General features: G+C 73.0%; 18 protein-coding genes and 1 riboswitch. Of the genes, 13 read left to right on the top strand and 5 right to left on the bottom strand.

Going from position 1 to position 20,245, the window contains the following annotated elements; translation table 11 throughout:
- Positions 1-9 precede the first annotated feature (9 nt).
- From ABZY57_RS01735 to ABZY57_RS01720, 4 genes are all read left to right on the top strand, one after another.
- The gene (locus tag ABZY57_RS01735) at positions 10-2,718 is read left to right on the top strand and encodes an ATP-binding cassette domain-containing protein (RefSeq protein WP_356507086.1); all 2,709 of its coding nucleotides are present in this window, start codon (positions 10-12) and stop codon (positions 2,716-2,718) included.
- Entirely contained in the window at positions 2,715-3,530 is an 816-nt protein-coding gene (locus ABZY57_RS01730; protein ID WP_356507084.1) for an ABC transporter ATP-binding protein, read from the top strand. Before ABZY57_RS01735 ends, ABZY57_RS01730 begins: the two co-directional genes overlap by 4 nt.
- A 164-nt stretch (positions 3,531-3,694) precedes the next feature.
- A complete protein-coding gene (locus ABZY57_RS01725) occupies positions 3,695-4,543 on the top strand; it encodes an aldo/keto reductase (protein WP_356507082.1) in 849 nt (282 codons plus the stop codon).
- Positions 4,544-4,550: 7 nt separating this feature from the next.
- Positions 4,551-4,988 (top strand): RICIN domain-containing protein, encoded by a 438-nt coding sequence (locus ABZY57_RS01720; protein ID WP_356507080.1) that lies wholly within the window; start codon positions 4,551-4,553, stop codon positions 4,986-4,988.
- A 52-nt stretch (positions 4,989-5,040) separates the two neighbouring features.
- Here ABZY57_RS01720 and ABZY57_RS01715 read toward each other — a convergent pair whose 3' ends face one another.
- Together ABZY57_RS01715 and ABZY57_RS01710 are read right to left on the bottom strand one after the other, a co-directional pair.
- Positions 5,041-5,814, bottom strand: coding sequence for a class I SAM-dependent methyltransferase (locus ABZY57_RS01715; protein ID WP_356507078.1), 774 nt, complete (start codon positions 5,812-5,814; stop codon positions 5,041-5,043).
- A gap of 29 nt (positions 5,815-5,843) precedes the next feature.
- Complete coding sequence (locus ABZY57_RS01710) at positions 5,844-6,149, bottom strand: 4a-hydroxytetrahydrobiopterin dehydratase (protein WP_356507076.1); 306 nt, start codon at positions 6,147-6,149, stop codon at positions 5,844-5,846.
- Positions 6,150-6,409: 260 nt separating this feature from the next.
- On the opposite strand from ABZY57_RS01710, the gene ABZY57_RS01705 reads away from it, so the two are divergent.
- Both ABZY57_RS01705 and ABZY57_RS01700 read left to right on the top strand, forming a co-directional pair.
- Positions 6,410-8,227 (top strand): FAD-dependent oxidoreductase, encoded by a 1,818-nt coding sequence (locus ABZY57_RS01705; RefSeq protein WP_356507074.1) that lies wholly within the window; start codon positions 6,410-6,412, stop codon positions 8,225-8,227.
- Positions 8,228-8,306: 79 nt separating this feature from the next.
- A complete protein-coding gene (locus ABZY57_RS01700) occupies positions 8,307-9,143 on the top strand; it encodes a helix-turn-helix transcriptional regulator (RefSeq protein ID WP_356507072.1) in 837 nt (278 codons plus the stop codon).
- Here ABZY57_RS01700 and ABZY57_RS01695 read toward each other — a convergent pair.
- Complete coding sequence (locus ABZY57_RS01695; RefSeq protein WP_356507069.1) at positions 9,129-9,551, bottom strand: hypothetical protein; 423 nt, start codon at positions 9,549-9,551, stop codon at positions 9,129-9,131. The genes ABZY57_RS01700 and ABZY57_RS01695 overlap by 15 nt on opposite strands.
- Before the next feature lie 305 nt (positions 9,552-9,856).
- Between ABZY57_RS01695 and ABZY57_RS01690 the strand changes: the two genes are divergently transcribed.
- From ABZY57_RS01690 to ABZY57_RS01670, 5 genes are all read left to right on the top strand, one after another.
- Positions 9,857-10,897, top strand: coding sequence for a hypothetical protein (locus ABZY57_RS01690; RefSeq protein ID WP_356507067.1), 1,041 nt, complete (start codon positions 9,857-9,859; stop codon positions 10,895-10,897).
- Positions 10,894-11,454: a toxin-antitoxin system, toxin component gene (locus ABZY57_RS01685; protein ID WP_356507065.1), complete on the top strand. Its 561-nt coding sequence runs from the start codon at positions 10,894-10,896 to the stop codon at positions 11,452-11,454. The genes ABZY57_RS01690 and ABZY57_RS01685 overlap by 4 nt, the downstream gene beginning before the upstream one ends.
- Positions 11,455-11,557: 103 nt before the next feature.
- Positions 11,558-12,979 (top strand): FAD-dependent monooxygenase, encoded by a 1,422-nt coding sequence (locus ABZY57_RS01680; RefSeq protein ID WP_356507063.1) that lies wholly within the window; start codon positions 11,558-11,560, stop codon positions 12,977-12,979.
- Between the two features lie 7 nt (positions 12,980-12,986).
- A complete protein-coding gene (locus tag ABZY57_RS01675; RefSeq protein ID WP_356507061.1) occupies positions 12,987-14,165 on the top strand; it encodes an MAB_1171c family putative transporter in 1,179 nt (392 codons plus the stop codon).
- Positions 14,166-14,423: 258 nt separating this feature from the next.
- Positions 14,424-14,558 (top strand): hypothetical protein, encoded by a 135-nt coding sequence (locus ABZY57_RS01670; protein WP_356507168.1) that lies wholly within the window; start codon positions 14,424-14,426, stop codon positions 14,556-14,558.
- 278 nt (positions 14,559-14,836) lie between these two features.
- On the opposite strand, the gene ABZY57_RS01665 is transcribed toward ABZY57_RS01670, so the two are convergent.
- Positions 14,837-16,369 (bottom strand): peptide MFS transporter, encoded by a 1,533-nt coding sequence (locus ABZY57_RS01665; RefSeq protein WP_356507059.1) that lies wholly within the window; start codon positions 16,367-16,369, stop codon positions 14,837-14,839.
- A gap of 136 nt (positions 16,370-16,505) precedes the next feature.
- On the bottom strand, positions 16,506-17,351 hold the full coding sequence (locus ABZY57_RS01660; RefSeq protein ID WP_356507154.1) for a bifunctional 5,10-methylenetetrahydrofolate dehydrogenase/5,10-methenyltetrahydrofolate cyclohydrolase: 846 nt from the start codon (positions 17,349-17,351) through the stop codon (positions 16,506-16,508).
- A gap of 136 nt (positions 17,352-17,487) precedes the next feature.
- A riboswitch (ZMP/ZTP riboswitch) is annotated at positions 17,488-17,588 on the bottom strand.
- Positions 17,589-17,679: 91 nt separating this feature from the next.
- Here ABZY57_RS01660 and ABZY57_RS01655 point away from each other — a divergent pair.
- Both ABZY57_RS01655 and ABZY57_RS01650 read left to right on the top strand, forming a co-directional pair.
- A complete protein-coding gene (locus ABZY57_RS01655; RefSeq protein ID WP_356507057.1) occupies positions 17,680-18,441 on the top strand; it encodes a methyltransferase domain-containing protein in 762 nt (253 codons plus the stop codon).
- A gap of 213 nt (positions 18,442-18,654) precedes the next feature.
- On the top strand, positions 18,655-20,229 hold the full coding sequence (locus ABZY57_RS01650) for an RNA polymerase sigma factor (protein WP_356507055.1): 1,575 nt from the start codon (positions 18,655-18,657) through the stop codon (positions 20,227-20,229).
- The last annotated feature ends 16 nt before the right edge of the window (positions 20,230-20,245 follow it).

Raw genomic sequence — 20,245 nt, 5'->3', positions numbered from 1 at the left:
GGAACCGCAATGGGAGATCTGCTCGCCTTCGTACTGAGCGGTCTGGTGTCCGGCGCCCTGTACGCACTGCTGGCCACCGGGCTGGTGCTGTCGTACTCGGCGTCCGGGCTGTTCAACTTCGCGCACGGGGCCACCGCCTACCTGTGCGCGCTCACCTTCTACGAACTGCACTCCGGGCTCGGCTGGCCGGCCGTCCCGGCGGCGCTGCTGGTGGTCCTCGTGCTGGCGCCCGGGCTCGGGTGGGCGCTGGACCGGCTGATGTTCCGGCGACTCGCGCAGGTCGGCGAGACGGCACAGATCGTGGCCACCATCGGGCTGCTGGTGGCCCTGCCGGCGGCCGGGCTGTGGACGGTGGAGCTCCTTCACGCCGCGGGGGCGCCGCTCAAGCCGGCGGAGAACCAGTTCGGGCTGCCGGGCGTGGGGCCGAGCCCCGCGAAGTCCTGGCAGCTCACCACCGATGTGGGCATCGACTCCGACCAGCTGATCACCTGGGTGGCCACGGCCCTGGTGGCGGTCGCCCTGTGGGTGCTGATGCGGCACACCCGGCTGGGGCTGCGGCTGCGGGCCGCCGTCGACAACCGCTCGCTCACCGAGCTGCGCGGGATCGACGCCGACCGGCTGTCCTCGGTGGCCTGGATGATCGCGTCGGGGCTGGCCGGACTGGCGGGCGTACTGGCCACACCGCTCCTCGGGCTGTCGGCGCACGACTTCACGCTGTTCCTGTTCGTGTCGGCCACGGCGGCCGTGATCGGACGGTTCGCCTCCGTCCCGCTCGCCTTCGCGGGCGGGCTGGGGCTCGGGGTCCTGCAGAACCTGGTCGTCGGCTACGCCTCCTTCGCCGACTCCGTCACCGGGTTCAGGACGGCCGTGCCCTTCCTGATCCTGTTCGGGGGGCTGCTGGTGCTCACCCGGCGGGCCCGGGCCGCCGGGACCGCCGCCGTGGACGTGGCCTCGCCGGACCATCTGGCCGGGGCCACGTGGGCGCGGCGCTGGGGGGTGTGGGCGGCGGGCGCCGTACTGCTGGGCACGGCCTTCTACACCGTGACCACCCCCTTCTGGAGCGGGCTCCTCGCCCAAGGGCTCGCACTGGCCCTGGTGTTCATGTCCTTCACCGTGGTCACCGGGCTCGGGGCGATGGTGTCCCTGGCCCAGGGCACCTTCGTGACCGGGGCCGCGCTGGTGGCCGGACTGCTCATGAGCCGCGGCTGGCCGTTCTTCGCGGCCCTGGCGGTCGGCACCTGCGTGGCCGCCGTCCTGGGAGCCCTGGTCGCACTGCCCGCGCTACGGCTCGGCGGGCGCTCCCTGGCACTGGCGACGCTGGCCCTGGCCTTCCTGGCGGACCAGGTGCTCTTCCAGATGCGGTGGCTGCGCAACGGGGACTCCGGGTGGTCGGTGCCGCGCCCGGTCATCGGGCCGGTGGACCTCTCCGACGACCGGGCGCTGGGGGTGGCCCTGGTCCTCCTGGTCGCGGCGGTCGCCGCCGGGCTGAGCGCGCTGCGGGGCTCTCCCTCGGGCCGGGCGATGCTCGCCGTACGGTCGGCTCCCGCGGCCGCGATGGCCTCCGGGGTGTCCGTACTGAGGACCAAGCTCCTGCTGTTCACGCTGTCGGCGGGGCTGGCCGGCTTCGGGGGCGTCATGTACGCCTCGTACAACACCCGCATCACCGCTACGGACTTCACCGCGATGACCGGGCTGGTGTGGCTGGCGGTGGTCGTCGCGGCGGGCGTGCGCAGGCCGCAGTACGCGGTGGTGGCGGGGCTGGTCTTCGCCGTCGCTCCGCGGGTGATGGCGGACTACGTGACGGAGTCGGCGCACCTGCCGGTGATCCTGTTCGGCTTGGCGGGCCTGGCGCTGGCCAATGACCCGGACGGGTACTGCGCGGCCGTTCCGGTCCGGCGGGCCCGGCGACGCGCGGCGGCCCCGGCCGGAGCCGCAGCCGGGGTCCCGGCGGTTCCCGCCGCCCGGGCCGGCGACGGGGGCGGGGCGGGCCCTGCCGGGCCGACCCCGGACCAGCCCGACGGGGAGCCGCACGCTCTGGAGCTGCGCGGTGTGACCGCCGGGTACGACGGGGGGCTCGTGCTGCACGGGGTGGACCTCGTCGTCCGGAAGGGCGAGATCCTCGCCGTGCTCGGGCCCAACGGGGCCGGCAAGAGCACCGCCTGCCGCGTGGCGGCCGGAGCGCTGACCGTCGTCGGCGGGACCGTCCACGTGGGCGGGCGGGACGCCACCCGCGACGGTGCCGTGGGCCGCTCCCGGGCAGGGGTGCTGCTCGCACCCGAAGGGCGGGGGATCTTCCCCTCGCTCAGCATCGAGGAGAACCTCGCCCTCTACCTGAGGGACGCGGACGAACGGGACGCCGTCTACGACCGGTTCCCCCGGCTGCGCGAGCGGCGCACGGTCCCGGCCGGGTCGTTGTCCGGGGGGGAACAGCAAATGCTGGCCCTCGCACCGCTGTTGCAGCGGCCGCCCGGGGTGCTGATCGCGGACGAACCCTCCCTCGGGCTCGCCCCGCGCGTGGTGGACGAGGTGTACGGGCTGCTCATGGAGCTCCGCGCCGCCGGGACCGCGCTGCTGCTGGTGGAGGAGAAGGCGGCCGAGATCCTCGGGATCGCCGACACCGTCGCCTACCTCTCGCAGGGCCGGGTCTCCTGGTGCGGCCCGCGCTCGGAGGTGGAGGCGGACCGGCTGACCGAGGCCTACCTGGGGATGGCGACATGAGCGCGGGCGAAGCCCCGTACAGGGGTGAGGACACGGGCGAGGACGCGGGCGAGTTCGTACTGGAGGCCCGCGGCATCAGTGTCCGGTTCGGCGGGGTCAGGGCGCTGACGGGCGTGGACCTCGGGATCCGGGCCGGCGAGGTGTGCGGGCTGATCGGGCCGAACGGGGCCGGGAAGACCACCCTGTTCGACGTGCTGTCCGGGATCCGGCGGCCCGATCAGGGCCGGATGCTGCTCGACGGGGTGGACGTCACCCGCCGCTCCCCCGTCTGGCGGGCCCGGCACGGCATGCGCCGGACCTTCCAGCGCCAGCAGCTGTTCGGGCAGCTCAGCGTGGCCGACAACGTCCTCGTCGCGCAGGAGTGGCGGGGCGGGGGCGGCGGTCTCGCCGCCGATCTGGTCGCCTCGCCCACCCGGCGCCGCCGGGAGCGGGAGCGGCGGGAGCGGGCCGCGCGGGTGCTGGCGGACTGCGGCCTCGGCGCGCTCGGGGACTCGTACGCCGGCGGGCTGCCGGTGGGGCGGGCCCGGATGGTGGAGCTGGCCCGGGCGGTGGCCGATCCGCCCCGGGTGCTGCTCCTGGACGAGCCCGCGTCGGGCATGTCCGCGCCCGAACGCGAGCAGCTCGCGGCGGTCGTGCGCCGCCTCGCCGAGGAGGAGGGCTGCGCGGTGCTGCTGGTCGAGCACAACGTGGCCTTCGTGATGGACCTCTGCACCCGGGTGGTCGTCCTGGACCTGGGCACCGTGCTCGCCGAGGGCACGGCCGCCGAGGTACGGGCCGACGCGCTGGTCCGGGAGGCGTACCTGGGGGCGTAGCCCCGGGTGCCCGGGGAGCGCCCCGTTCCCGCCGTGCGGATTCACCCGTGCGGCGGGAATAGGCCACGCCGGTGCCCGGTTGTCGCCGGTCGTACGGGCCTGCGCACCACTGTCCGTACGGCAGTCAGCACCCGCACCAGCGACGACCAGAGGGAACGACCGACGTGAACCAGGTCCCCGGCATCAAGCTCAACAACGGCACGCTCATGCCCCAGCTCGGCTACGGCGTCTGGCAGGTCCCGGACGCCGAGGCGGAGCAGGCCGTCCGGACGGCGCTGGAGGCGGGCTACCGCAGCATCGACACGGCCGCCGTCTACGGCAACGAGGAGGGCACCGGCAAGGCCATCACCTCCGCCGGGGTGCCGCGCGAGGAACTCTTCGTCACCACCAAGCTGTGGAACGGGAAGTCCGAGACCTGGGGCCGCGACAACGTGCTGCGCGAGTTCGACGCCTCGCTGGCCAAGCTGGGCCTCGACGAGATCGACCTGTACCTGATCCACTGGCCGCGCCCGATGCGCGACGACTTCCTGGCCATCTGGAAGACCTTCGAGGAGATCGCGCAGAGCGGCCGTGCCAAGGCCGTCGGCGTGTCCAACTTCCGCCCCGCCGACCTGGAACGGCTCGGCGCCGAGAGCTCCCTGGTGCCGGCCGTGAACCAGATCGAGCTGCACCCCCTGCTCCCCCAGACCGAGCTGCGCGCCCTGCACGCGCGCCTGGGCATCGCCACCGAGGCCTGGTCCCCGCTCGGCCAGGGCAAGGACCTGCTCACCCTGCCCGCCGTCACCGCGATCGCCACCAAGCACGGCCGCTCCGCCGCGCAGGTGGTCCTGCGCTGGCACCTCCAGCTGGGCAACGTCGTGATCCCGAAGTCCGTGACCCCGGCGCGGATCCGGGAGAACCTGGACGTCTTCGGCTTCGAGCTGGACGCCGAGGACGTCGCCGCGCTGGACGCGCTCGGCGCGGGCTCGGCGGGACGCCGGATCGGTCCCGACCCGGCCGAGTTCGACTACTGAGCCGCCGATGACACCGATGCCCCGGACGAAGGCGCCCGACGGCGTGTACCTGATCCGCAACGCCGGGAGCGGGCTGCTGCTCCAGGTCGAGAGCGGCAACCGGGTCTGCGTCGGGCCGGACGGCGAGCCGGCCGCGGCCCGGCGCTGGGAGATCACCCCGGTGCACAGCGGCGGCGGGATCTTCCACCTGGTCAGCGTCCACAACGGGAAGCGGCTCGATGTCGCGAACGCGTCGACCGAGAGCGGCACCCGGGTCCAGGTGTGGAAGGCGAACGCCTTCGGGGCGCAGGAGTGGGTCGTGGAGGAGCACCTCGACGACCCCGGCGTGGTCTCGCTGATCGCCGTCATCAGCGGTCTGCCGCTGGAGGCGGACGCGGAGGGCCGGGCCCGGCAGTGCGAGGACACCGATTCCCCGGCGCAGTGGTGGCGCCTGGAGCCTGCCTGAGGCGGGTCGGGGGGCGGGGCCGGCCCGTCGTCCCCGCCCCCTGACCCGCCCGTCAGGCCCGTACGAAGCCGCGCAGCCGGTACGTCGGCTCCGCGCGCGGGGTGTCCGGTCCGGGCAGGAGTTCCAGCCGGTCCGCGAGCTCGCGCGGGGTGATGCCGCGCGGGTGGACCCGGGAGGCGTACCGCCCGGCGAGCAGCGCTTCGGCGGCTCCGCGCGGGGTGCGGCCCTGGCCGTGGCCGGTGAAGAGGGTTTCGCCCGCCGGGCGCAGTCCCACCGCGGCCGCGTGGCCGGTGACGGCCTGGGCGGAGTCGGCGGGGGTGGCGGTGAGGTGCTCGGCGAGCACCTCGTCGATGTCGCTGCCCACGTCGTGGGCGGCGTCCTTGTCGACGGTGGTGACGAACACCCCGCCGGGCCGCAGCACCCGCCCGGCCTCGGCGATGACGGCGGCCACCAGGCCCGGCGAGCGCAGCAGGTGCAGCAGCCAGACCGCGCTGACCGCCCCGAGCGAGCCCGAGCGGAACGGGAGCCGGGTCCCGGAGGCGAGGACCACCGGGACCCCCCGGGAGCGGGCCATGGCGGCCATCCCGTACGAGGCGTCCGCGCCGATGACGCGCAGCTCCGGGCGGGCGGCGGCGATGCGGGTGGTGACGATGCCCGTGCCGCAGCCGAGGTCGAGCAGCGTGACGGCGCCCGGCGGGAGCAGGCCGAGTACCGCCGCGGCGGCGGCCTCGGCGCGCGGGACCCCGCCGCGGGTGGCGTCGTAGGCCTCGGCTTCGGCGTCGTAGTCGAGGAGCGGTCTGGGCGTGGGCACGAGTGGTGTGGGCACGGGCACGGGCATGGGCGGTGCCTCCGCCATCAGGCGGCGCCGTGGGAGGGGGCCAGGGATTCGACGCGCTCGGCGAGGGCGAAGTCGGCGTCGGTGACGCGACTTCCGGCGTCGTGCGTGTTCACGGAGACGCGGACGGTGTTGTAGCCGAGGGTGAGGTCGGAGTGGTGGTTCAACTCCTCCTGCACGGCGGCGATATGGCTGACCAGTGCGCTCGCCGCGACATGGCCGCCCAGCCGGTAGGTGCGGATGATCCGGTCGTCCTCGAAGGACCAGCCGGGGAGCTCCCGCAGCCGGTCCTCGATCTCCTTCTGCGAAAGCGGCTCTCTCGACATCCGCGGACTCCTTCCCCGTACACGACGCACACGACGGGCACGCGTGCCCGATTGACCTGACGTGGGGTCAAGGTTCCCACAGCCTGGGCCGGAGGGAAGGATTCGCGCCATAGTGCGTGCGGGTACTTCCGTGTCTTCCGCGGCCACCGCGCCGCGCCTATGCTCCTGCGCCGGACGTGACTGTTACCGCCGGTAATAGCCGAGCGGTACGACCCGGTGATCCGCCGGGCCATCCAGCCGGGTATCGAGGGAGCATCATCGTGACGCGCACAGGAAATTCCAGGCGCACCTTCATCGCGGGGGCCGCCGCCACCGCGGGCGCGTTATCGGCCGCCGGGAGCCTCCCGGCCTCGGCCGAGGCCGCGACCGGACCGGCCGCCGCCGGATCCGCCGCCACCGATCCCGCCGCTGCCGGGCGGGCGGGCAGCGTGGCCGTCCTCGGCGGCGGGGTCGCGGGCCTCACCGCCGCGCACGAACTGGCCGAACGCGGCTACGCCGTCACCGTGTACGAGCGGCGGGCGCTCGGCGGCAAGGCGCGCAGCATGGACGTGCCCGGCAGCGCCCGCGGCGGCCGCCGGCCGCTCCCCGCGGAGCACGGGTTCCGCTTCATCCCCGGGATCTACCACAACCTGCCGGACACCATGCGGCGCATCCCCTTCCCCGGCAACGCGAACGGCGTCTGGGACAACCTGGTCGCCCCGCGCGAGATGATGTTCGCCCGCGCGGCCGGCCGCGAGGACCTGCGCGCACCCATCCCCTGGCCGGAGCACTCCCCCGCCGAGCTCACCCCCGACGAGCTGCGCCGGGCCCTCACCGGCATCCTCCAGTCACTGGTCCGCCTCCCGCTCCACGAGACCGCGTACTTCGTCGACCGCGCCCTGGTCTTCCTCACCAGCTGCGACGAGCGGCGCGACGGGCAGTGGGAGCGCACCCCGTGGTGGGAGTTCACCCGGGCCGCACGGATGTCGAGCGAGTACCAGCGGATCCTCGCCATCGGCGTCACCCGCAACATCGTGGCCACCAAGGCCGAGGAGGCCTCGACCCGCACCGTGGGCACGCTGGGCGAGGCCTTCGTCTTCAACCTGCTGGGCCGCGGCGCCGACGGCCCGCCGGACCGGATCCTGAACCTCCCCACGAACGAGGCGTGGATCGACCCGTGGGAAGCCCATCTGCGCTCGCTGGGCGTGGAGTTCAACATCGGGTGGACGGTGCGCGAGGTCCGCTACGGGGACGGCCGGGTGAGCGGGGTCCTCGTGGAGGACCCGGCCGGAGCCGTGCGGACCGTCGCCGCCGACCACTACGTCAGCGCGCTGCCCGTCGAACACGCCCGGCGCACCTGGAGCCCGGCGCTGCGCGCGGCCGACCCGATGCTCGGGCGGTGCGACCTGCTGCGGACCGACTGGATGACCGGCATCCAGTTCTACCTCACCGAGCGCGCACCCCTCGTCCACGGCCACCTCAACTGCATCGACTCGCCCTGGTCGTTGACGGCGATCCAGCAGGCCGAGCACTGGCCGTCGCGGAACTTCCCCGCCGACTACGGGGACGGCGCGGCCGTGGACTGCCTGTCGGTGGACATCTCCGAGTGGGACAAGCCGGGGATCCTCTACGGGAAGACGGCCAAGGAGTGCACCCGCGAGGAGGTCGCCCGCGAGGTGTGGGCGCAGCTGAAGGCCTCGCTCAACGACACCGGGAAGACCCTGCTGTCGGACGGAAAGCTGCACTCGTGGTTCCTGGACCCGGGGGTGGACGGGATCGGAACGCCCCATCCGACCAACGAGGACCAGCTGTTGATCCACCCGACCGGGACCTTCCACAACCGGCCGAGCGCGGGCACCCGGATCCCGAACTTCTTCCTCAGCGGGGACTACGTCCGCGTCGACATCGACCTGGCGACGATGGAGGGGGCCAACGCATCGGCCCGGGCGGCCGTCAACTCCCTGCTGGACAGGGATGGTTCCGAGGCCACCCGGTGCACGGTGCGGCCGCTGTACCGGGTCCCGGAGGTCGAGGCGCTGAAGAGGAACGACCTGTGGCGCTACCGTCTCGGCCTGCGGAACGTATTCGACCTGGGGTGACCCGACCGCGACCTGGGGTGACCCCGCCGCGCTCCGGGGTCACCCGGCCGCGATCCTCCGGCTGGGCTAACGTCGCGGTATGACGACTGCTGCGCCATTGACGGTGGGCGCCCTGCTGCGTGACTGGCGGGAGCGGCGCGGGCTCAGCCAGCTGGAGCTGGCGGGCCGCGCCGATTCCTCCTCCCGGCACATCAGCTTCGTGGAGACGGGCCGCTCCCGGCCGAGCGAGGAGATGGTGCTGCGGCTCGCCGACCGGCTGGACGTCCCGGTGCGGGACCGCAACGCCCTTCTGGTGGCGGCCGGTTACGCACCCCGGTACGCCCACACCCCGCTGGGCGACCCCTCCATGGAGGTGCTGCGCGAGGGGCTGGAGCGGCTACTGACCGGCTACGAGCCGTATCCGGCGCTGGTGGTGGACGCCACGTACGACGTGGTGGCCGCCAACCGGGGGATCCTGATGCTGATGGAGGGGCTGCCGGAGCACCTGCTGGCCGGTCCCCTCAACGCGATGCGGCTGACCCTGCACCCGGAGGGCCTCGCCCCGCGGATCCGCAACCTGCGCGAGTGGCGCGGACACCTGCTGGCCCAGATGGAGCGGCAGATCGCACTGGCCCGTTCGGCGCCGCTGCGCGCGCTGTACGAGGAGGTGGCCGCCTATCCGCTGCCCGCGACGGCCCAGGGGCCCGGTGGGGACGGGCCGCACCAGGACTGGCCGTACCAGGACGGTCCGGTGGAGGCCGTCGCGTACCTCGCGCTCCCCCTGCGGATCGAGCACGACGGGCACCTGCTCTCCTTCGTGTCCTCCATCTCCACCTTCAACACCCCCATGGACGTGACGGTCGCCGAGCTGGCCATCGAGACCCTCCTCCCGGCCGACCCGGCGACCGTGAAGTACCTGCGGTCACTGGCGCCCTGAGCCGGCCCGCAGCGCGAGCTGCTGGAGGACGGCGAAGGAGGCGACGACGAGCGCCTGCGCCGTGATCCACACCGCCCCGGCGGTGGTGGGCGTGAACCAGAGGACGAGGGCGACGAGGCTGAACGCGGCCCAGGCGTAGTTGCCTTCGACGACGAGCCTGACGGGGAAGACCGGGGGCTGCCGGCGCGAGGCCAGCAGGCCGACGCCCGCCCCGTAGAGCAGCATGAACACTCCGAGTCCCAGCAGCAGCCCCTGCCCGATGCCGAGCAGACGGCCGAGGGGCGCGGAGAAGGCGGCGTAGGCGAGCCCGTTGCCGGCGCTGACGACGGCGTCGAGGGCGAGGACCCGGCGCAGCGCCTCCCGGGGGACGGCGGTGCGGGCTACGGCGGTGAGCAGGGTTGCGGACATGGCGGATCAGCCTCCGTCGAGGGTCGAATGCGCTGGTGGGGTACGGATGCCCGGGCCCCGGAGCCGAGTGCGCGGCCCCGGAACCCGATGGCTCCACTGTGCCGCCGCAGCTCCGCCGGGTCGATTACTTCCGAGGTAATCGGCGCAGGGCCACCGGGGCTGCGCGGCGGTGCGCCGTCCCCACCTTTTTTGAGCTGGACGGAAAGAAAGGTGGGGGGCTGCCCTGTTCCGCCACGGAACCGGGGGTTAGGCTTCACGCAGAGCAACCAGTTCGAATTTTCTCTCTACTGACGGAGAAATACCCGGTGCGAGCCGCCGACCGACCCGACCTCCGCGCGGTCCGGGCCCGTGTCGTGGCACTGGCCGAGCGGTGCGGCCAGGACCCGGCGCACGTGCTCGCCGTGGAACGGCTCAGCCGGCTGTCCGGGGTCGAACCGGCCCGAGTGCCCCGGATCCTGGACGGCACCGCCGCCGAAATGCCGCTGTGCGAGCGGGTGCACCGGCGCTTCCTGCTGCTGCGCGCCACCCGCCGCGACAAGCACGGCCGGGAGTGGTCGCTCGCGGCCATAGCCGAGGACTTCGACGCCCCCGGCGCCTCCCTCGGTCCGCTCAACGCGGGCACCGGACTGCCCCGGCTCGGCCACGCGGCCGGTGTGCAGCGGTTCTTCGGGGTGTATGCCGGCTTCCTGCTCGCCGACAGCAAGAGCGCCGTGGAACACGCCCTGGCCACCACCGGGTCCGGGGGCCGGGCGGCGGGCGCGGCCGACGACCTCGAACGCCTCTCCTTCCTCACCGGCATCACCCCGCAGGACATCCGGCTCACGCTCGACGGCAACCCGCCCCGGCTCCCTCTGAAGGAGCAGGTGCGCCGCCGCTTCGAGCACCTGCGCCGCACCCGCCCCCGGGCGGACGGGCAGGCCCACTCCCTCTCCGCCATCGCCGGCTCCTTCGACGCCTCGGGCCAGTCGCTGACCCGCCTCACCCAGGGCGAGGGACTCCCCAACCTCGCGGCGGCCGCCGGGATCCAGCGCTTCTACGGGGTCGGGAGCGGCTTCCTGCTGGCCGACGACACCGAGGCGCTGGCCGGGGCGCTGGCCGGGATCGAGCGCGAGCTGCGGTCCTCGGAACGGGACGCCGAGAACCCCATGCTCGCCGTATTGCGGGCGCACGACGTACGCAGCATCGTCACCCGCGCCGGCCGGCTCTCGCCGTCCGGCTGGAAGTCGCTGGCGGACTACCTGGACGACCTGCTGGCCCGGGAAGGGCAGTTGGGCCACTCGGCCGCCCCGCACCCGCCGGGCAGCGCCGACGACATCGACCGCAGTGCCGAAGGGGGAGCGCGATGAGGACCACACGGGCCATGCGGAAGCTCGGCGACGATCTGCTGGCGGCGGCACGCCTGACTCCGGGCACGGACGCCCCCGGCATCATCGCACGCCTGTGCGCCGCCTACGGGAGCGGCCGCGACCGGCCGGTGCTGTTCCGGTTCGCCGCCTTCCCGCCCGACACGGCCAGCGGGCTGTGGCTGGAGATGGAGGACCGCGACCTCCTCGTCATCGAGGAGCGCACCCGGCCCGAACACCAGCTCGTCATCGCCTGCCACGAGCTGTGGCACCTGGACGAGGGAACCTGCGACCAGCACGGCCAGGGCATGGCGGTGGCCGCCCGGCTGACCGGCCGGGGCGGTCGCCTGGCGGAGCTGCTGCACTCCGAGGACGGGCTGAGCACCGTGCTGCGGCAGGCGGCCGCCCGGGCCGACCGCAGCGATCCCGCGGAGGTCCGGGCGGAGACCTTCGGCCTGCACCTCGGAAAGATACTCAAGACCTTCCTGCCACCGCCCCGGGAAGAGCAGGTCCCCGAGGCGATCGAGCGCATCAAGACCTCGTTCGGCTGTGGACGTTGAGCGGGCCCCGGCCCACGCCCCCGGCGGCTGACCACCGCCTTCCCGCCGACGCACCTACTCCGCCGATGCGCATGCGCACGGCCCTGACAGAGAGCACCACACGATGACCCAGTCTTCCCCGCCCCGCCACGCAGTCGTCATCGGGGGCAGCATGGCCGGCCTCCTTGCGGCCGCCGTCCTCGCCGAGCACGCGGCGGTCACCATCATCGACGCCGACACCCTGCCCGAGCTCCCGGAGCCCCGGCGCGGACTGCCGCAGGCACGCCACGTCCACGTCATGTGGTCGGGTGGCGCCCGGGCCATCGAGGACATCCTGCCGGGCATCATGGAGGACTGGACGGCAGCGGGCGCGATCCGCCGCAGCCTGCCCACCGACCTGGTCACCAAGACCGCCCAGGGCTGGATCCCGCGGCACGGGGAGAAGCAGTTCAACATCTCCTGCAGCCGCGACCTCCTCGACTCGGTGGTCCGCGCCCGGGTGATCGCCCTGGAAGGGGTCACCACCCTCCAGCGCAGCCGGGTCCGCTCCCTGGAGGGCACCGCCGCGCGGATCACCGGCGTCCGTGTCGACACCCCGGAGGAGGAGGGCCGGCTGATCACCGCCGACCTCGTGGTCGACGCGAGCGGCCGCGGCTCCCGGGCCCGCGCCTGGCTCCAGGCGCTCGGCGTGGACGGCGTCCGGCAGGCGGAGGTCGACTCCGGCCTGGTCTACGCGACCAGGATCTTCGAAGCCCCCGCCGGAGCCCACGAGCTGGGCTTCCCCATCGTCAACGTCCAGTCCGACCCCCGGGTCCCGGTCCCCGGCCAGACCGCGACGATCGTCCCCATCGAGAACGGCCAGTGGCAGGCCACCCTCTCCGGGACCCGCGGCGGCCAGCCCACCGCCGACCCCGACGAGTTCATCCCGTTCGCCAAGGGCATCCGCGATCCGATCGTCGGCGAGCTCCTGGAGGGCAGGAAGCCGCTGACCGACGTCGCGGTCACCCAGGGCACCGCCAACCGCCGGATCTTCTTCGAGAAGGCCGAGCTCCCCGGCGGGTTCTTCGCCGTCGGCGACTCGGTCGCCACCTTCAACCCGCTCTACGGCCAGGGCATGACGGTCGCGGCCAAGGGACTGCTGGCCGTCCGCGCCCTGCTGCGCGCCAAGGGTCCGGCCCACCCCGCCATCGGCATGGAGGCCCAGCGGGCCCTGGCCCCGCAGGTGGCCACCGCCTGGGAACTCGCCACCTCGCAGGACATCCTGTACCCGGGCGCCACCGGCATGGAGCCGCGCGCCGGCGCCGGCCTGCTCAACTCCTACGTCTCCCGGCTGATGACCGGGGCCACCACCCGGGAGGAGCTGACCGCCGCCTTCCTGGAGGTCATCACCATGAGCAGCCCGCCCACCCACTGGCTCAAGCCGTCGGTGGTCTGGCAGGTCCTGCGTGCCTCGGAGCGGGGTGCGCCGGGGGGCCCGCCGCTGACCGCCGCCGAGCGGGCCGTCGCGGGACTCGACCAAGAAGCCGATCCCGTCGAAGCCCGCTAGGCGCACGATGACGGACGGGCTCATCCTCTACGTTCCGGGGTTCGTGATCGTCCTGGCACTGGTCATCAAGGCGCCGACGCTGCGCCGTGGCTGGGACCAGCCGCTGATGCGTGCCGTGTGCACGCTGCTCGTCGTCGGTTCCCTCGCCATGTTCCTGTCCGGTCCGCCGACGATCGCCGCGGTCAACCGCCTCACCGGCGTCGTCAACTTCTCCGCCCCCCTGGTCTACGCCACGCTCTCCGCGTTCTCCGCCTCGTGCATCGTGCTGATCCTGCACTGGGGCGGCGGCCCGACCCCGGGGGTCCGCCGGGCCACCCGGATCACGGTGGTCGCGTACGGCGCCGTCGCCGTGGCGATCGTCTTCCTGTTCGCGAAGGGGGACGCGCCGGTCGAGCGGCTGCGCGACCTGGACACGTACTACGCCAACACCCCGTGGATGCGCGAGATGATCGCCCTCTACCTCGCCGCGCACACCGTCGGCAGCACGGCGCTGACCCTGCTGTGCTGGAAGTGGCTGCGGCGCGTGGACCCGGCCCTGCGGGCGCTGCGCACCGGCCTGGCGCTGCTCATGTCCGGCATGGTGATGGACGTGGGCTACCTCGTGGCGAAATGGGCGGCGGTCGGCGCCCGCTGGTCCGGCCGGGACTGGGACGGCCTGTCCACCTACCTGGCGCCGCCGCTGGCTTCCGCGGCGGCCCTGCTGGTCGGAACCGGCTTCATCGTGCCCCTGGTCGGCGGATCGGCGGCCTGGCAGGAGCTCAGTCAGTACCGCCGGCTGCGTCCGCTGTGGAAGGCCCTGCACGGATTCGCCGCGTCCAGTGTGACGACGGTGCCGCTGACCTGGTGGTCCCCCGTCGGGATCCGGCTGATCCACCGCGAATCGGTGATCGACGACGGGCTGCTGGCGCTCGCCTCGTGGTTCGACCCCGCCGTTCGGAGCGAGGCCTACGAGGCCGCGCTGGCCCAGGGCCGCTGCGAGCGGGGCGCCGCCCTGGTGGCGGACGCGGCCGTACTGGCGGCCGCGTGCCGGCGCCGGGCCGCCGCCGGCCGGGTGGAACCCGACCCCGGGTCGGGTCCCGCCGAGCCCTGCCGCCTCGGCGGCCAACCGCTGACGGAGCTGGCCCGGGAGTTCCACACCTCGCCCATCGTGGCGGAGGCCCGCCGCCGGGCCGCGCCCCTCGCCTGAAACCGCCGGACGGGTCGTGACCGGGCGGCCGCCGCGCTGCGTACCGGTGCTGGCCAGGCTGTACCCGCCCGTCGTCCGTCTCGAGGCTCTGATCTCCGGCGACGACGACACGGACGCCGCCCGGTAGGGATCGTCGCGAGTGAGGGTCCATCCGGCGTCGAGCGCGACTGTCCGGATCTTCCAGCGGTTCTTACGGCGGGCCGACCCGCGCCCGATATCCTGTGCGCCATGTCCCCCACGCCTCCTCACCGTGGCCCTGTGCGCCCTCTCGCGGAGATCAATCGTGAGATCCGGGCGCTCGTCGCCGCGGGCGGTGCCGCGTCGCCGCGGTACGGGGAGCTCCTCGAGGAGTGGGCCGCGGCGATCCGGGCGACCGTCAGACCTGCCGCCTAGCATCCGGCCGTGCGCCTCGGACCGGCCGGCGACCTCGCGGCCCCGCAGCGGGCCTCGGACGCAGCTCCGCCCCGCCGGGCGCTGTCCCCATGGGGGTCCGGTGGGGCGGTTTCGCGCACTGCAGCCCTGCAGCATCCCCGCAAGTCAGGAAACTGCTCCCGGATGATGTGTCCACGCTAGGCCCACCCACTGACAGAGGGCATCACGCCGGGCAGCCGGGCCCCGGATTCTCCCTGAGCCCCGGTCCGCCCTCCGCATCGGGGCTCTGCCGTACGTGCTCAGGCGGCCACCGCGACGCGCTCGGCGGCGCCGGAGGCCGGAGCCTCGCCGGCCAGGATCCGCAGCCTCCGGGTGAAGAACAGCAGGACGAACCCCGCCGCGATCACCATGGCGCCCTGCCACAGGAAGTTCCAGCTCTGACCGATGACCGCGTCGAGCCGGGGCAGCTGCGCGCCGACCGCGTCTCCGGTGGCCGCGGCGAGGAACCAGACGCCCATCATCTGGTTGGTGAAGGCCCGCGGGGCGAGCTTCGTGGTGACCGAGAGGCCCACCGGGCTCAGGCACATCTCGCCCATCACCTGGATCACGTACACGCCCACCAGCCACATCAGCGAGACCTTGACCCCGTGGGAGGCGATGGCCGCGGCGCCCGACATGACCACGAAGGAGGCGCCGGTCAGCAGCAGGGCCAGGCCGAACTTGAACGGGGTGCTCATGTGCTTGCCCCGGCGCACCCAGAAGGCGGCGAAGACGGGGGCCAGGATGATCACGAACAGCGAGGGCAGCGACTGGGTCCAGCTCGCCGGGATGTGCCGGCCCAGCAGGGACAGGTCGGTCTTCTGGGCGGCGAACATGTTCAGCTCGTTGCCCATCTGGTCGTAGACCAGCCAGAACAGCGTGGCGGCCAGGAAGAGCCACACGTAGGCCCGCAGCCGGGTCTTCTCGACCCGGTCGATCTTGGGGCTGCGGTACATCGAGAGCAGCACGCCCGCCGGGACCACCACGGCGACGACCGTCAGCACGAAGGTGATGCTGTCGATGCTCAGCGCGTGCGCCGCGGCCAGCAGGGCGATCAGTACGGCGGTGAAGACCAGGCCGTACGCGCAGGACGTGCGCACCTTGGCCCGCTCGGCGGCGGTGAGCCGGACCACGGGCTCCGTGCGCAGCTGCTCCGACAGGCGGCGCCCGCCGAGGACGTACTGGACCAGGCCGAGGGCCATGCCGACGGCGGCGGCGCCGAAGCCGAGGTGCCAGTTGACCTCCTCGCCGAGGTAGCCGACGACGAGCGGGGCGATGACGGCGCCGAGGTTGATGCCCATGTAGAAGATCGAGTAGCCCGCGTCGCGCCGCTGGTCGTCGTCGGCGGCGTACAGCCGGCCGACCAGCGCGGAGATGTTCGGCTTGAGCAGGCCGGTGCCGATGACGATCAGGATCAGGCCGGGCCAGACGAAGACCGGGTCGGGGACGGCCATCAGGACGTGGCCGGCCATGATGACCACGCCGCCCCACAGGACGGCCCGCCGGGCCCCGAGGAACCGGTCGGCGATCCAGCCGCCGGGCAGCGCCAGCAGCGAGATCATGGCCATGTAGACGCCTTCCACGGCCTCCGCGGTGCCCTCGTGGAGCCCCATGCCCCCGTGGCCGCGGGAGGCGGCGAGGAAGTGCACGAGGATGGCGACCATGCCGTAGAGGCTGAAACGCTCCCACAGCTCGGCGAGGACGAGGGTGGCAAGCCCGCGCGGGTGGCGCTTCCCGCCCGCCACGGCCGCGTGCGGTGCTGCGTCCGACGCCGGGAGCTTGTGCATATCCATCGAAGGCTTCACATATTCAGTGGAGCCCTCCCGCCCCGGACCCGGAACGTCCTTTCGGCCCGTTACCGGGGGAAACGCGACGCCCCGGACCGAAGGGCCCGGGGCGTTCGCCGTACGGCAGGGGGTGCGGGAGGGGTCAGAGGTCCGCGAGGGCCAGGCCGGCCTGCGCGGCGGCGGCCTGGACGGTCTGCTCCAGCAGCACCGCGATGGTCATCGGGCCGACGCCGCCCGGTACCGGGGTGATCAGGGAGGCGCGGGCGGCGGCCGACTCGAAGTGGACGTCGCCGACGTTGCCCTCGTTGTAGCCGGCGTCCAGGACCACGGCGCCCGGCTTGATGTCCTCGCCGCGGATGAACTCGGCCTTGCCGACGGCGGCGACCAGCACGTCCGCCTGGCGGACGATGGACGGCAGGTCCACGGTGCGGGAGTGGCAGTAGGTGACGGTGGCGTTCTGCTCCAGCAGCAGCATCCCGGCGGGCTTGCCCAGGATCGCACTGCGGCCGACGACCACGGCGTGCTTGCCGGTCAGGTCCACGTCGTAGGCCTCCAGCAGGCGCATGATGCCGCCGGGGGTGCAGGAGACGAAGCCCGGCAGTCCGAAGCCCATGGCGGCGAAGGAGTGCATGGTGACCCCGTCGACGTCCTTGCCCGGGGCGATGGCCTCGAAGGCGGCGCGCTCGTCGATGTGGTGCGGGACGGGGTGCTGGAGCAGGATGCCGCTGATCTCCGGGTCCTCGGAGAGCGCGGTCAGGGTGGCGACGAGCTCCTCGGTGGTCGTCGCGGCCGGCAGCTCCACGTGGCGGGAGGTGATCCCGGCCTTGGCGCAGCGGTTCTGCTTCATGCGGACGTAGGTGACGGACGCGGGGTCCTCGCCGACGAGCACGGTCGCCAGACAGGGCGCGGTCCCGGTGCGCTCGGTGATCTTCGCGGCGTACTCGGCGGTCCGCTCCGAGATGCGGCGGGCGAGGGCGGTGCCGTCCATCAGCCGGGCGGTCCGCTCCGGCTGGTCGCCGTGGGCTCCAGAGGCGGCCTGGGCGCCCGGAACGGCCGGGGTGGCGGAAACGGTCGGGGCAGTCGTCTGGGGTGTCATCGGGGCTCCTGAGCGTCGCTGCGGGATCGCGGTTCGCCCAGGCGCGCGGCAGTCGGCGTACGGGATACGGGAGTACGCCGGGCCGCTCCCCGGTGGTGATCCACCCGAACGCCAGTCACGGCCCGCCGCCCAGTGTAGGCGAACCCCGGGGAGGGTCGGTGTGGGCCCCGGCCCCGGCAATCCGGTGGATGACCGGCGCCGCACCTGGGACGATCGGGGCATGACGCGCACTTTCGACCATCTCGTCGCGGAGGCGGAGTCCGTCTCCGTGGACGGCTGGGACTTCTCCTGGCTCGACGGCCGCGCCACCGAGCAGCGCCCCTCCTGGGGCTACCAGGGCCTGCTGGCGCGGCGCCTGGCGCAGGTCGGCTCCGCCCTGGACATCCAGACCGGCGGCGGGGAGGTGCTCGCCGGAGCCGGGCCCCTGCCCCCGCTGACGGTGGCCACCGAGTCGTGGCCGCCGAACATCGACAAGGCGACAAGGCTGCTGCACCCGCTCGGGGTGGTCGTGGTCGCGGACTCCGACGAGCCGCCGCTGCCGTTCGGTGCCGAGGCCTTCGAGTTCGTCGCCAGCCGGCATCCGGTGACGATCTGGTGGGAGGAGATCGCGCGCGTGCTGAAGCCCGGTGGCACGTACCTCTCCCAGCAGGTCGGCCCGGCGAGCGTCTTCGAGCTCGTGGAGTACTTCCTCGGCCCGCAGCCGGAGGAGGTCCGGCGGGCCCGGCACCCCGACGACGCGGTCGCCGAGGCCACGAAGGCGGGGCTGGAGGTGGTCGATCTGCGCTCCGAGCGGCTGCGGACGGAGTTCCACGACATCGGAGCCGTGATCTACTTTCTACGGAAGGTGATCTGGATGGTGCCGGGCTTCACGGTCGGGCAGCATCGGGACCGGTTGCGCGAGCTGCACGAACAGATCGAGCACGAAGGCCCGTTCGTCGCACACACCGCCCGATTTCTCATCGAGGCCCGCAAAACGGGCTGACAAAACGGGCGGACGCGACCACCCGCGACCGGCTCCCCGGTCGCAGCGTGGCGCAGGTCACTCAATTCAGCGCGTAACGAATCTACTCGGGCATGCGATGAAGCGACAGGTGTCCTCGTGCGGCCCGGAATACAGACCCCCCTCGGGTCTGTTTCCCGAGTTCGCGCGATGATGTCCCGCCACCCCTTATCTGTTCGCAACGAGAGGCTCCTTGTGTCGCTCAGCCCGTCCCGTACGTTCCCCACGGAGATCGCCGAATCCGAGGCCCTGGTCGCGCTTGTCGAGCGTGGCCGCGAGCAGGGTCACATCAACGGTGATGACGTGCGCCAGGCCTTCGAGGCCGGCCGCATCCCGGTGGACCAGTGGAAGCGGGTCCTGCGCAGCCTGAACCAGGTCCTGGACGAGGAGGGTGTCGCCCTGCACGTCAGCGCCGCCCCCGCCACGAAGGCTGCCGCCAAGAAGCCGCGCAAGGCGGCCGCCGCCCCGGCGCGCGCCGTCGCCAAGAAGGCTGCCGCCCCGCCGCGCCTCATCGGTGCGCGCAAGACGGCCGCCACCACCCCCGCAGCGGCGATATCCGACCCGTCGGCCTCCGGGACCGAGGAGGAGGTGGCGGCCGAGGCCGCCGCCGCGCCCAAGAAGCGGACGGTCAAGAAGGCCGCCGTGAAGAAGACCGCCGTGAAGAAGACGGCCGCCACCAAGAAGACCGCCAAGGACGGCGACGAGGGCGATGCCCCCGTGGCCGAGGGCGAGGACTGGGCTGCCGAGGACCTGGACGAGGGCGACGAGAAGGAGACGCCCAAGACGGGCGGCAGCGCCGGCTTCGTCCTGTCCGACGACGACGAGGACGACGCCCCGGCGCAGACCGTCATGGTCGCCGGCGCCACCGCCGACCCCGTCAAGGACTACCTCAAGCTCATCGGCAAGGTGCCGCTGCTCAACGCCGAGCAGGAGGTGGAGCTCGCCAAGCGCATCGAGGCCGGTCTCTTCTCCGAGTACAAGCTCGAAGAGGAGGAGGACCACAAGCCCGCGTTCAAGCGCGAGCTGGAGATCCTCGTCGAGGACGGCCGCCGGGCCAAGAACCACCTGCTGGAGGCCAACCTCCGTCTCGTGGTCTCCCTCGCCAAGCGCTACACCGGCCGCGGCATGCTCTTCCTGGACCTGATCCAGGAGGGCAACGTCGGTCTGATCCGCGCCGTGGAGAAGTTCGACTACACCAAGGGCTTCAAGTTCTCCACGTACGCGACCTGGTGGATCCGGCAGGCGATCACGCGTGCCATGGCCGACCAGTCGCGCACCATCCGCATCCCCGTCCACATGGTCGAGATCATCAACAAGCTGGCCCGGGTCCAGCGCCAGATGCTCCAGGACCTGGGCCGCGAGCCCACTCCGGAGGAGCTGGGCAAGGAACTCGACATGACCCCCGAGAAGGTCATCGAGGTCCAGAAGTACGGCCGCGAGCCGATCTCCCTGCACACCCCGCTGGGTGAGGAGGGCGACAGCGAGTTCGGTGACCTCATCGAGGACTCCGAGGCGGTCGTACCGGCCGACGCGGTCTCCTTCACCTTCCTCCAGGAGCAGCTCCAGTCCATCCTGGGCACGCTCTCGGAGCGCGAGGCGGGCGTGGTCTCCATGCGCTACGGCCTCAACGACGGCCAGCCGAAGACCCTCGACGAGATCGGCCGCGTGTACGGGGTCACCCGTGAGCGCATCCGCCAGATCGAGTCGAAGACCATGTCGAAGCTCCGTCACCCGTCGCGTTCGCAGGTGCTGCGCGACTACCTCGACTAAAAAACCGGGGAGGCCC

The sequence above is a fragment of the Streptomyces sp. NPDC006450 genome (genome assembly GCF_040612195.1).
Classification (GTDB): domain Bacteria; phylum Actinomycetota; class Actinomycetes; order Streptomycetales; family Streptomycetaceae; genus Streptomyces.
Note: the sequence above shows the minus strand (reverse complement) of the source record. Positions and strands in the feature narration are given on the sequence as shown.